Source organism: Kitasatospora sp. NPDC051702, from assembly GCF_040681575.1.
Classification (GTDB): domain Bacteria; phylum Actinomycetota; class Actinomycetes; order Streptomycetales; family Streptomycetaceae; genus Kitasatospora.
Genome location: NZ_JBFAZB010000006.1, coordinates 210,335 through 222,369, shown reverse-complemented (window position 1 = coordinate 222,369; position 12,035 = coordinate 210,335). Strand labels below are relative to the sequence as shown.

12 protein-coding genes and 2 tRNA genes are annotated in these 12,035 nt (G+C 72.6%); 5 read left to right on the top strand and 9 right to left on the bottom strand.

From position 1 onward, the window contains the following. Nucleotides 1–11 precede the first annotated feature (11 nt). The 7 genes from AB0N04_RS08560 to AB0N04_RS08530 all read right to left on the bottom strand — a co-directional run bounded on the left by AB0N04_RS08560 (nt 12) and on the right by AB0N04_RS08530 (nt 4,631). Nucleotides 12–632, bottom strand: coding sequence for a response regulator transcription factor (locus AB0N04_RS08560; RefSeq protein ID WP_360205886.1), 621 nt, complete (start codon nt 630–632; stop codon nt 12–14). 25 nt (nt 633–657) lie between these two features. Next, nucleotides 658–1,911: a sensor histidine kinase gene (locus tag AB0N04_RS08555; RefSeq protein WP_360205884.1), complete on the bottom strand. Its 1,254-nt coding sequence runs from the start codon at nt 1,909–1,911 to the stop codon at nt 658–660. Nucleotides 1,912–1,989: 78 nt separating this feature from the next. Continuing rightward, entirely contained in the window at nt 1,990–2,829 is an 840-nt protein-coding gene (locus tag AB0N04_RS08550) for an ABC transporter permease (protein ID WP_360205881.1), read from the bottom strand. Further along, entirely contained in the window at nt 2,826–3,830 is a 1,005-nt protein-coding gene (locus tag AB0N04_RS08545; RefSeq protein WP_363363732.1) for an ABC transporter ATP-binding protein, read from the bottom strand. Before AB0N04_RS08545 ends, AB0N04_RS08550 begins: the two co-directional genes overlap by 4 nt. 157 nt (nt 3,831–3,987) lie before the next feature. Then, nucleotides 3,988–4,060, bottom strand: a tRNA-Gly gene (locus AB0N04_RS08540). 39 nt (nt 4,061–4,099) lie between these two features. Further along, nucleotides 4,100–4,172: transfer RNA gene (locus AB0N04_RS08535), tRNA-Gly, on the bottom strand. 141 nt (nt 4,173–4,313) lie between these two features. Next, on the bottom strand, nt 4,314–4,631 hold the full coding sequence (locus tag AB0N04_RS08530) for an Lsr2 family protein (RefSeq protein WP_030056585.1): 318 nt from the start codon (nt 4,629–4,631) through the stop codon (nt 4,314–4,316). 466 nt (nt 4,632–5,097) lie between these two features. Here AB0N04_RS08530 and purS point away from each other — a divergent pair, with 466 nt between their 5' ends. The 4 genes from purS to AB0N04_RS08510 all read left to right on the top strand — a co-directional run bounded on the left by purS (nt 5,098) and on the right by AB0N04_RS08510 (nt 9,178). After that, entirely contained in the window at nt 5,098–5,352 is a 255-nt protein-coding gene (purS, locus tag AB0N04_RS08525; protein WP_350606827.1) for a phosphoribosylformylglycinamidine synthase subunit PurS, read from the top strand. Further along, nucleotides 5,349–6,026: a phosphoribosylformylglycinamidine synthase subunit PurQ gene (purQ, locus tag AB0N04_RS08520; RefSeq protein WP_360205874.1), complete on the top strand. Its 678-nt coding sequence runs from the start codon at nt 5,349–5,351 to the stop codon at nt 6,024–6,026. The genes purS and purQ overlap by 4 nt, the downstream gene beginning before the upstream one ends. Further along, a complete protein-coding gene (gene purL, locus AB0N04_RS08515; protein WP_360205871.1) occupies nt 6,026–8,281 on the top strand; it encodes a phosphoribosylformylglycinamidine synthase subunit PurL in 2,256 nt (751 codons plus the stop codon). The genes purQ and purL overlap by 1 nt, the downstream gene beginning before the upstream one ends. 72 nt (nt 8,282–8,353) lie before the next feature. Further along, on the top strand, nt 8,354–9,178 hold the full coding sequence (locus AB0N04_RS08510) for a sterol carrier family protein (protein WP_360205868.1): 825 nt from the start codon (nt 8,354–8,356) through the stop codon (nt 9,176–9,178). Between the two features lie 69 nt (nt 9,179–9,247). On the opposite strand, the gene AB0N04_RS08505 is transcribed toward AB0N04_RS08510, so the two are convergent. Beyond that, nucleotides 9,248–10,135 (bottom strand): DUF3152 domain-containing protein, encoded by an 888-nt coding sequence (locus AB0N04_RS08505; RefSeq protein WP_360205865.1) that lies wholly within the window; start codon nt 10,133–10,135, stop codon nt 9,248–9,250. Nucleotides 10,136–10,257: 122 nt separating this feature from the next. Between AB0N04_RS08505 and AB0N04_RS08500 the strand changes: the two genes are divergently transcribed. Then, nucleotides 10,258–10,677: a DUF3151 domain-containing protein gene (locus AB0N04_RS08500; RefSeq protein ID WP_360205862.1), complete on the top strand. Its 420-nt coding sequence runs from the start codon at nt 10,258–10,260 to the stop codon at nt 10,675–10,677. Between the two features lie 96 nt (nt 10,678–10,773). On the opposite strand, the gene fbaA is transcribed toward AB0N04_RS08500, so the two are convergent. After that, nucleotides 10,774–11,796: a class II fructose-bisphosphate aldolase gene (fbaA, locus tag AB0N04_RS08495; RefSeq protein ID WP_360205859.1), complete on the bottom strand. Its 1,023-nt coding sequence runs from the start codon at nt 11,794–11,796 to the stop codon at nt 10,774–10,776. Nucleotides 11,797–12,035: the final 239 nt, after the last annotated feature.

Genomic DNA, 12,035 nt, shown 5'->3' with positions numbered 1-12,035 from the left:
CCGGCCGGGTCTCAGATCCAGCCGTGCTCGCGGGCGATCCGCACCGCCGCGTGCCGGTTCTCGGCGCCCAGCTTGGTGGCCGCCGAGGACAGGTAGTTGCGGACGGTGCCCGGGGAGAGCGCCGCCCGCGCGGCGATCTCGGCGATCGTGGTGCCGTCGGCGGCCAGTTCCAGGACGTCCGTCTCGCGCGGGGTCAGCGGGGTCTCCCCGGCGCTGATCGCGTCCGCCGCGAGCTCCGGGTCGACGTAGCGGCCGCCGGCCCGCACGGTCCGGATGATCCCGGCCAGGTCGGCCGCCGAGACGGTCTTCGGCAGGAAGCCGCGCACTCCGACCTCCAGCGCCCGCTTGAGGTAGCCCGGGCGCCCGTGCCCGGTGACGATCATGCAGCGGCAGTCCGGCAGCATCCTGCGCAGCTCGGTGGCCACCTCGATGCCGTCCTTGCCCGGCATCTGCAGGTCCAGCACCGCGACGTCCGGGCGGTGCGCCTGGGCCATCGCCAGCGCCTCCGGTCCGGAGCCGGCCTGGGCGACCACCTCGAGGTCGTCCTCCAGCGAGAGCAGGGCGGCCAGTGCGCCGCGGATCAGGTGCTCGTCGTCGGCGAGCAGGACGCGCACGGGCACGGTCTCGGTCATCGTCGGTCTTCCTCCGGCAGTCGGGTCAGATCGGGACGGAGGCGAGCACCCGGAAGGTGCCCTCCCGGGCGGGCGGAACGGTCAGCTCGCCGTCGTGCGCGGCCAGCCGTTCGCGCAGGCCGGGCAGGCCGGCACCGCCGCCCCGGGAGGGGCGCGGCAGGCCGGGCACCCCGTCGTTCTCCAGCTCCAGCACCGCCCGGCCCTCCTCCAGCCGCAGCCGGATCAGGCAGTGGGCGGCCTCGCTGTGGCGCAGCACGTTGGTGGTGCCCTCGCGGATCACCCAGCCGAGCACGGACTGCACCGCGGTCGGGAGCCGGTCGGCGTCCTCGCCGAGGTCGATCTCGCAGGCGATGTCGGCGGAGCGCAGCACCGCGCTGGCGCCGATCGCCTCGGCGTGCAGGTCGGCGGTGCGGTAGCCGCGGACGACGTCGCGGACCTCGCGCTGCGACTCCTGGGCGATCCGCTGCACCTCGGCCATCTGGTCGGCGGCCTCCGGGCGACCCCGGCGCGCGAACTGGACGGCGAGTTCGCTCTTGAGCGCGATGGTGGTGAGGTTGCGGCCCATCACGTCGTGCAGGTCGCGGGAGAAGCGCAGCCGCTCCTCGGCGACGGCGAGGCGGGACTGCGTCTCGCGGGCGGCGTCCAGCTCCCAGACCACCGAGGTCAGCCAGGCGAAGCTGCGGCAGCTGGCGACGACGAAGGGCATGCCCACCGCGTCGCCGACCAGCAGGCCGACGGCGAAGCCGGGCGTCACTCCGGCCAGCAGCATCGCGGGGGCGACCAGCAGGATCTGGCCGAGCGCCACGGGGAAGGCCCAGCGCAGCGGCAGGCCGACGGCGAGCGGCCCGAAGCCGCCGCTCAGCAGGATGGTCGCGATCGCGGCGGTGAACGGCTGCCCCGCCGGGCCGCCCGGGGCGTCGGGGACGGGGTGGGCCAGCAGGACGGCCCAGCAGCCGGCCACCGTGAAGGCTCCGCTGGCGAGGAGCCAGCGCCGGTGGTCGGTGGGCCGGTTCAGGTAGTGGTCGAGCGAGGTGCCGCAGGCCCGGAGGTCCAGCAGGACGGCGGCCAGCGTCACGACCAGGGCGACCCGGGTGGCCGCCGGAGGGTGCGGCTGGTCGGCGCGGGAGTTGGTGATCAGGACCGCGATGGGCAGCATGACGAGCGGCATCAGGTAGATCGACCAGCGCAGGTAGAGCTCGGAGCGCTTGGGCTTGCCGAAGCCCCGCCAGGCGCGCATCGGCGACCGGATCTCCATCTGCCCGTCCCCCTGTTCGATCATGATCGTGCTGTTGCCTTCATATCAGAGGGCGAACCGGGGGGTCCTCCTCGGATTCGTGCCGCGCGCCGCCGGGGTGCGTCAGCGGCGCGACTCCCAGCGGAAGTAGCGGACCGCGCCCCAGAGCGCGAGGCCCAGCCAGACCGCGCCGGTGACCAGGTGCGGGAGGGCGGTCGCCCAGGTGCCGCCGAAACCGGTGGCGGCGGCCGAGCCGTCGCTGCCGGTCCAGCCGAGGCGGATCAGCTGGAAGCCCGGGGTGGTGGGCAGCAGGCGGCAGACGTCGGCGATCCGGTCGGACATGGTCTCCAGCGGGATGAGCAGGCCGGAGCCGAACTGGGAGACCAGCAGGACGGGCAGGGTCGTGATGCCGGCGGTCTCCACGGTCTTGGTGAAGGCGCTGGTGAGGGCGGCCAGCGCGATCATGGTGCCGATGCTCAGCAGGACCCCGGCGGCCAGCAGCAGCGGGTTCACCGGGGCACCGAGCTTCAGCACGGCGACACCGCCGGCGGCGACGACGCCGCTCATCAGCAGGGCCAGGCTCACCGAGGGCACCGCGGTGCCGGCCAGGATCTCCACGTCGGTGGCCTCGCCGGTCCGCAGCCGCTTGAGCACCAGCTCGTTGCGCCGGCCGACGTACGCGGCGGTCAGGTTGTAGTAGACGACGAACGCCAGGATCCCGCCGATGGTGCCGGTGATCAGCAGCGAGTCGACGTCCAGCCCGGGGTGGGAGTCGGCCTGCTGCTTCAGCATGCCGTGCCGCCCGCCGATCAGCATGAGGGGCAGCAGCAGCGCGGTGAACAGCGCCGAGCGGTTGCGCAGCAGCAGGGTGGCCTCGGCGCGGCCGAGGGCGAGCAGCCGGCGGGCGACGGTGCTCCGCGGCCCGGTGGCGGCGGCGGTGGCGGTGGGGGCGGCGGTGGTCATCGGGCGGATCCGATCAGGCGGCGGCGGGCGGTGGGGGCGGCCGGGGTGGGGGCGGGCGGCTGGTGCGCGGCCTCGGAGGCGATGGCGAGGAAGGCCTCCTCCAGCGAGGCGCTGCGGGCGTCCAGCGCGCCGAGCGCGATCCCGTGCCGGCGGGCCCAGGCGAGCAGGTCGTGCAGGGTGTCCTGGAGGCCGGCGGTCTGCACGGTGACCTTGCGGCCGTCGACGGTGACCTCGGCGCCCGCCAGCGGCGGCAGCGCGGTGCCGGTGAACGCGGGCAGCTCGAAGCTGATCCGGGACGGCCGGCCGGCGATCACCTCGGCGACCGTGCCGGTGGTCACGACCTGGCCGCCGTGCATGATGGCCAGCCGGTCGGCGAGCTCCTCGGCCTCCTCCAGGTAGTGCGTGGTGAGCAGCACGGTGGTGCCCTGGGCGCGCAGTTCGCGGACCAGCCGCCAGACGGCGGCGCGGGCCTCCGGGTCGAGGCCGGTGCTGGGTTCGTCCAGGAAGAGCACCTCGGGGCGGCCGAGCAGGGCCATCGCGAGGTCGAGCCGGCGCCGTTCGCCGCCGGACAACTGCTTGACCCGGACGTCGCGGCGGTGGGTCAGGCCGACGAGTTCGAGCGCCTCGTCCACCGGGCGGGCCCCGGTGGTCAGCCCGGACCAGGCGCGGCCGGTCTCGCCGACGGTGAGCTCGCCGGGGAAGCCGCCCTCCTGGAGCATGATGCCGATCCGCGGGCGGACGGCGACGCGCTCCCGGTGGGGGTCGTGGCCGAGCACCCGGACGGTGCCGCCGCTGGGGGCGGCCAGTCCCTCGATGAGCTCCATGGCGGAGGTCTTGCCGGCCCCGTTGGTGCCGAGCAGGGCGAACAGTTCGCCGCGGCCGACGGTCAGGTCGACGCCGCGGACGGCGTGGTAGCCGGTGGCACCGGTGCCGTAGTGGCGGTGCAGTCCGGTGACCTCGATCACGCTGTCGCCGGGGCGGGAGGGCTGGCTCGTTTCCATGCCTCCAGCCTTCCGCGGCCCGGGGCGCGCGGGCAGTGCGCGCCGTCACCGGACGGCGGTGGGGATCCACGGGTCGGCGATGACAAATGTCACCGGCCCGGGGCATTCCGGGGGAATGCCGAAGGGCCCCCTCGATCGAGGGAGCCCTTCGTTTCGGAGCGGACGACGAGATTCGAACTCGCGACCCTCACCTTGGCAAGGTGATGCTCTACCAACTGAGCCACGTCCGCAGGTCAAGATATTCTGTTGTGCTGTGCTCGCGCACTGCGAGCGGACGACGAGATTCGAACTCGCGACCCTCACCTTGGCAAGGTGATGCTCTACCAACTGAGCCACGTCCGCACGGTGCCTGGTGGGGCACCGTCCGCCGGTCCGGATCTCTCCGTTGCGGCGACGAGGATTACTCTACAGCATCGTTCGGGGTGGTCGCCCCACCCTTTCGGTCCAGGCGGGCGGGGCGACCGGGGCGCGGCCCCGACGCGGTCAGTTCGCCTCGGCGAACGCCTCGTACACGTGCTTGGGGATGCGGCCGCGGGCCGGGAGCTCCATGCCGCGGGACAGTGCCCAGGCGCGGACGGCGGCCGGGTCCGGGGTGAGCGCGGTGCGGCGGAAGGACTTTCCGGTGCGGCTCTGGCGGCGGCCGGCCGCGACGAACGGAGCGAGGGCCTCCCGCAGCTTTTCCGCGTTGTCCACGGACAGGTCGATCTCGTACGACTTCCCGTCGACGCCGAAGTGGACGGTTTCCGCCGCGGCGCCGCCGTCCAGGTCGTCGGAGAGCGTGACAACTACACGCTGAGCCATGGGTGTCAATCCTCTCGGGCAATTCGGCCGCCGGTCCGCGGGGTGCGTCGGGGGCCTGATGTGCACCACTCGCGCAAGCGCATACGGGCAGGCCGGGTGGCCCGCCGGATACGCAGCACTTGCCGCGACAGGTGGCCCTATTCTGCACCCGAAGGGGGTCGAAATCGAAGAGTCCGGCATTCTTTTCCGGATATTCACGTGTCTTCGCCGGAGTGCCGGATACCGGAGCGCGGGACGGGGCGATCTGTCCCGGAGTGCCGTATTCGGGTGTTCTTCGGCTGTTCTCGTTCCGGGGGCCGAATCTCCGGAAACCGGGTGGGCCCGGTGGAGCCCGGTGGGCCCGGATCCCTTGTGGCGTAAGGGTCTCGGGTCTACGCGCGTCGCCCTCCCCGGCCAGCAATCCCGCCCGAAACGGCCGGTAGTCTGGAGTTCCCCCGCCTCACCGAAGACACCACCGGGAGTGCCAGTGGCACGCGTCGTAGTCGACGTCATGCTCAAGCCGGAGATCCTCGACCCCCAGGGACAGGCGGTGCAGCGTGCACTGCCCCGTCTCGGATTCACCGGGATCGCCGACGTCCGCCAGGGCAAGCGTTTCGAGCTGGAAGTGGAGGGCCCGGTCGACGACGCCGCGCTCGCCCGTATCCGCGAAGCCGCCGAGACCTTTCTCGCCAACACCGTGATCGAGGACTTCACCGTCCGGGTCGAGGAGGAGGCGAAGTGACCACCCGCGTAGGCGTCGTCACTTTCCCCGGCTCGCTCGACGACCGCGACGCCCAGCGCGCGGTCCGCCTCGCCGGCGCGGAGCCGGTCGCCCTCTGGCACCGTGACAAGGATCTCCACCAGGTCGACGCCGTCGTCCTGCCGGGCGGATTCAGTTACGGCGACTATCTGCGCTGCGGCGCCATCTCGCGGTTCTCGCCGGTCATGGAGACCGTCATCGAGCAGGCGAAGCTCGGAATGCCGGTCCTCGGTATCTGCAACGGCTTCCAGGTGCTCTGCGAATCCCACCTGCTCCCCGGCGCGCTCACCCGCAACGACTCGCTGCACTTCGCCTGCCGCGACCAGAAGCTGCGCATCGAGAACGCCGGCACCGCGTGGACCCGGGATTACTCCGCGGGCCAGGAAATCGTCGTTCCGCTGAAGAACGGCGAGGGCCGCTTCGTCGCCGCCGAGCGCGTCCTGGACGAGCTGGAGGCCGAGGGCCGGGTGGTGGCCCGTTACCTGGAGGTCAACCCGAACGGTTCGTACCGCGACATCGCCGGCATCACCAACGCCGCCGGCAATGTCGTCGGTCTGATGCCGCACCCGGAGCACGCGGTGGAGCCGCTCACCGGTCCGACCACCGAGGGCCTGGGCTTCTTCACTTCCGTCCTGAAGCAGCTGGTGAACGCCTGATGAGCCTCGACACCGTCAAGAACGCCGAGCAGACCCCGGACGCCGCGCAGCCCTGGGCCGAACTCGGCCTCAAGCAGGACGAGTACGCGCGCATCCGGGAGATTCTCGGCCGCCGCCCCACCGGTGCGGAACTCGCGATGTACTCGGTCATGTGGTCCGAGCACTGTTCGTACAAGAGCAGCAAGGTCCACCTGAAGCAGTTCAGCGAGAAGAAGCCGCAGAGCGACGCGATGCTCGTCGGCATCGGCGAGAACGCCGGTGTCGTCGACGTCGGCCAGGGCTACGCGGTCACCTTCAAGGTCGAGTCGCACAACCACCCGTCGTACATCGAGCCCTACCAGGGCGCGGCCACCGGCATCGGCGGCATCGTGCGCGACATCCTGGCGATGGGCGCCCGCCCGGTCGCCGTGATGGACCCGCTGCGGTTCGGTGCGGCCGACCACCCGGACACCCGGCGCGTGCTGCCCGGGATCGTCGCGGGCATCGGCGGCTACGGCAACTGCCTGGGCCTGCCGAACATCGGCGGCGAGGTCGTCTTCGACTCCTGCTACCAGGGCAACCCGCTGGTCAACGCCCTCTGCGTGGGCGTCATGAAGCACGAGGACATCCACCTCGCGCAGGCCTCCGGCGCCGGCAACAAGGTCATCCTGTACGGAGCCCGCACCGGTGGCGACGGCATCGGCGGCGTCTCGGTGCTGGCCTCCGAGACCTTCGACGACACCAAGCCGGCCAAGCGCCCGGCGGTCCAGGTCGGTGACCCGTTCCAGGAGAAGCTCCTGATCGAGTGCACCCTGGAGATCTTCGGCGAGAAGCTCGTCAAGGGCATCCAGGACCTCGGCGGCGCCGGTCTGTCCTGCGCCACCAGCGAGTTGGCCTCGGCCGGCTCCGGCGGCATGCGGATCGACCTCGACACCGTGCACCTGCGCGACACCACGCTCTCGCCCGAGGAGATCCTCATGAGCGAGTCGCAGGAGCGCATGTGCGCGATCGTCGAGCCCGGCAAGGTCGCCCGCTTCCTGGAGATCTGCGAGAAGTGGGACGTCATCGCCAACGTCATCGGTGAGGTCACCGACGGCGAGCGCCTGGAGATCTTCTGGCACGGCGAGCTCGTCGTCGACGTCCCGCCGCGGACCGTCGCCCACGAGGGCCCGACCTACCAGCGCCCGTTCGCCCGCCCGAGCTGGCAGGACGCGCTGCAGGCCGACGCCCCCACGGCCGAGCGGCTGGCCCGCCCGACCACCGGCGAGGGCCTCAAGGCCGACCTGCTGAAGGTCGCCGGCTCGCCGAACCAGGCCTCCAAGTCCTGGATCACCGACCAGTACGACCGCTACGTGCTCGGCAACACCGTGCTCTCGGTCGGCGAGGACTCGGGCATGATCCGGATCGACGAGGAGACCAACCTCGGCGTCTCGGTCGCCACCGACGGCAACGGCCGCTACACCAAGCTGGACCCGTACACCGGAGCCCAGCTGGCCCTGGCCGAGGCGTACCGCAACGTCGCGGCCGGCGGTGCCAAGCCGCTCGCGATCTCCGACTGCCTCAACTTCGGCTCCCCCGAGGACCCGGACGTCATGTGGCAGTTCGCCGAGGCCACCCGCGGTCTGGCCGACGCCTGCCTGGCGCTCGGCACCCCCGTCACCGGCGGCAACGTCTCGCTGTACAACCAGACCGGCGAGGTCGCCATCCACCCGACCCCGGTGGTCGCGGTGCTCGGCGTCATCGACGACGTCACCCGGCGCACCCCGGTCGCCTTCGCCGAGGAGGGGCAGCTGCTCTACCTGCTCGGCGACACCGCGGACGAGTTCGGCGGCTCGGCCTGGTCCGAGGTCGTCCACGGCCACCTCGGCGGCCTGCCGCCCAAGGTCGACCTGGAGCGCGAGCGCCTGCTCGGCGAGATCCTGATCGCCGCCTCGCGCGACGGCATGATCGACGCCGCGCACGACCTCTCCGACGGCGGTCTCGGCCAGGCGCTCGTGGAGAGCTGCCTCAAGGGCGGCCACGGCGCGCGGATCATCGTGCCCGAGGGCGCGGACCCGTTCGTCCTGCTGTTCTCGGAGTCGGCCGGCCGCGCCGTCGTGGCGGTGCCGCGCAGCGAGGAGCTCCGGTTCAACGACATGTGCACCGCGCGCGGCCTCCCGGCCACCCGCATCGGTGTCGTGGACGGCGACTCCCTGGACGTCCAGGGCCAGTTCACCGTCTCGCTGGCCGAGCTGAAGGACGCCCACACCGGCGTCATCGAGGCCCTGTTCATCTGATCCGGGCACTCGGCTGACCGAGGGGCGGACGGTTCCTGGTGGACCGTCCGCCCCTCGCCGTATGTTGGCGGCATGCCTGCCAAGTCCCGTACGTACCAGCCGCAGAAGGTGCGCGCCGCGCTGGCCGCCCAGACCGGGGCGCTGCGCGCCGCCGTGCGGGCCCTCACCGCGGAGCAGCTCGACCGGCCCACCGGGCTGGGGGAGTGGCGGGTGCGCGAGCTGCTCGCCCACCTGGCCGTCCAGCTCGAGTTCGTCCCCGCGCACCTCGACGACCCGCTGGAGGGCCGGGCGCCGCTGGACCTGCTCGGCTGGGTGGCCGCCGTCGGGACGGTCGCGCCGCTGCTCGACGAGCAGGCGAGGACGCGGGCCGCCGAGGAGTTCGCGGGCGGTCCGGACGCGGCGGCGGAGGCCTTCGACCGCGCCGCCGAGGCGCTGACCGCCCTGCTGGAGCGCCCCGAAGCCGCCGACCCGGCCCGGCGGTTCGAGATCCGGCTGGGCTCGATGCTGCTCTCCGACATGCTGGTGACCCGGCTGGTGGAGACGGTGGTGCACGCCGAGGACCTGGCCGACGCGCTCGGCCCGGAGGCCTTCCCGGGCGGCTTCCCGCACGACCGCCAGGCCGTCGCCGCCGTCACCCGGCTGCTGGCGGACGCCTTCGCGGACCGCGCCCCCGGCGGCGCGGTCGAGCTGCGGATCCCGCCGTACGCCGTGGTCCAGGCCGTGGAGGGCCCCCGGCACACCCGGGGGACCCCGCCGAACGTGGTCGAGACGGACCCGCTGACCTGGATCCGGCTGGCCACCGGACGGGCCGACTGGGCGCGGGCGGTGGACACCGCCGCGGTCTCCGCCTCGGGGGAGCGCAGCGACCTGCGGGGGCACCTGCCGGTGCTGGCGTAGGGGCTGCCCGACGGGGCGTCACGGGACGGCGGGTGTCACCGGGCTGCGGGTGTCACGGCAGGGCGGGTGTCACGGCACGGCGGGGCCGCTCAGGTAGCCGCCCTCCGCCGAGTACGGCCAGGCGTTCGCGGTGCAGCCCTTGAGGCCGTAGATCTGCTGCATCATCGCGGGCGCCGGCTTGCCGTGGCCCGGGCAGGTCTCGTGCCCGTGCCCGATCCGGTGGCCGACCTCGTGATTGATGATCAGTGCCCGGTACTCCTCCAGCGGCCCGCTGAACTGGGGTGAACCGGTGTTCCAGCGCTTGGAGTTGACGATCACCTGGTCGCCGACGTTGCAGTTCACCTCGCCGTGGGTGTCCAGGCCGGAGGCGCCGCAGATCCGGTCCACGGTGGCCGGCGAGGCGATCTTCACGGTGAAGTCGTAGGAGCCGCCGGCGACCAGCTGGAAGCCGTTCTTGCGGTCGTTGGTCCAACCGCGCTTGTCGCCGAGGATGTCGTGGATCCGGGCGGCGGCGGCCGTGGCCTCGATGCCGATGCCGTCCTCGACCTCCACCCGGTAGCGGCGCACCTTGCCGCGTCCGACCGGCTGGGCGTTGGCGGGGGCGATGGTGAAGGTGCCCGCGCCCTTGGCGGGTCCCGGGTCCGGCGCGGTGGGGGTGGGCGTCGGGGCCGGCGGGGTCGGCGTGTCGGCCGCGGTGGGCGTCGGCGTGGCCGCGGGGGCCGGTGCCGGGCCGGTGGGTGCGGCGGACGGTTCGGCCGGCTGGGCGATCCGCGCCTGGGCGCTCGGCCCGGCCGGCGTCCCGGCGGAACGATTCAGCATGACCGCCGTGCCGCCCAGCACCGCGACCGCCGCGAACAGGGCCGCGAGCGTGCCGGGCCCGAGTCTCCGGCTCGGTCGGCGGCGTCGGCGACCACCGCGGGCGCGGCTGCGCGGGGCGGCGGATCGTGCTGCGGGCATGATCAACACCTTGGCATGGCGAACGGGTGAATGTCCACATACCGCGTATGCACGAATCCGGCACGGCGCGGCCGATCCCCGGCGGCGGTTGACCCCAGCGCCTCGGGTGGCAGACTGCGTGCATGGCGATTCACCGGAATCTTCTCGACGGCCCCGACCCGACCCTCCTGCCGGAGGACGAGCAGCCCTACCGCATGCTGGCGGAGGAGTCGGCCTCACCGACCCAGGTGGCCGCCGACTTCCCGACCTTCTGCCTGGCCTGGGCCATGCTCGCGGACGACGCCTACGCGGCCGGCCGCTACGTGGAGTCCTACGCCTACGCCCGCACCGGCTACCACCGCGGCCTGGACGCCCTGCGCCGCAACGGCTGGAAGGGCCACGGGCCGGTGCCGTGGGAGCACCGCGGCAACCGCGGCTTCCTGCGCTGCCTGGCGGCGCTCGCCCGCGCGGCCGGCGCGATCAAGGAGACCGAGGAGGAGGCGCGCTGCTGGCAGTTCCTGAAGGACAGCAGCGCCGAGGCGTACGGGGAGCTCAAGCCGTAGGGTCCGACCGACCCGGAACGCACGGTGCCCCCGGTGGAAGTCCACCGGGGGCACCGTGCGTTCAGGCGGTCACCGGGCGGGGCCCGGCCGCCGGGGTCACTTCAGGCGGTTGCCGGCCGAGCGCAGCTGCTGCGCGGCCTCGACCACGCGGGAGGCCATGCCCGCCTCGGCGAGCTTGCCCCAGGTGCGCGGGTCGTAGGTGTTCTTCTTGCCGACCTCGCCGTCGACCTTCAGCACACCGTCGTAGTTCGCGAACATGTGGCCCGCCACCGGGCGGGTGAACGCGTACTGGGTGTCGGTGTCGAGGTTCATCTTCACGACGCCGTTCTCCAGCGCGGTGGCGATCTCCTCGGCGCTCGAGCCCGAGCCGCCGTGGAAGACGAAGTCGAACGGGTCGTTCTTGCCGTACTGCTTGCCGATCGCGTCCTGCAGCTCGCGCAGCAGCTCGGGCTTCAGCACCACGTTGCCCGGCTTGTAGACGCCGTGCACGTTGCCGAACGAGGCGGCCAGCAGGTAACGGCCCTGCTCGCCCAGGCCCAGCGCCTCGGCGGTGCGCACCGCGTCGTTGACGGTGGTGTACAGCTCGTCGTTGATCTCGTGGGTGACGCCGTCCTCCTCGCCACCGGTCGGGGTGATCTCGACCTCGAGGATGATCTTGGCGGCGACGGCCTGGGCCAGCAGCTCCCGGGCGATGGCCAGGTTGTCGGCGAGGGTCTCGGCCGAGCCGTCCCACATGTGCGACTGGAACAGCGGGTTGCGGCCCTGGGCCACGCGCTCGGCGGAGATCGCCAGCAGCGGGCGGACGTAGCCGTCCAGCTTGTCCTTCGGGCAGTGGTCGGTGTGCAGCGCGACGGTGATGTCGTACTTGGCGGCGACGATGTGCGCGAACTCGGCCAGCGCGACGGCGCCGGTCACCATGTCCTTGTTGTGCTGGCCGCCCAGGAACTCCGCGCCACCGGTCGAGATCTGGATGATCCCGTCGCTCTCGGCCTCGGCGAAACCACGCAGCGCGGCGTGCAGGGTCTGCGACGAGGTGACGTTGATGGCCGGGTAGGCGAACTTGCCCGCCTTGGCCCGGTCCAGCATCTCGTTGTAGACCTCGGGAGTTGCGATGGGCATGCGATCCGCTCCTGTCGGGTTGCGGCGTACGGACGGTGCTGTCCGACGCTGTGTACGCCTTCGGTACGACTCCGTGCCGGCCGCCGACGCGCGGCGCTGCGGTGTGGCTCTCCGGCACCAAGGTTCGGGGCGACGTCCGCGGAACGGCAATGAGGGTGGTGTACCGCCGCGGTCCGGACGCCCGTGCCATCTTCCCAGACTCGTGCCCGCAGGTCAGCAGGAGCCCGCCAGTCGGAACG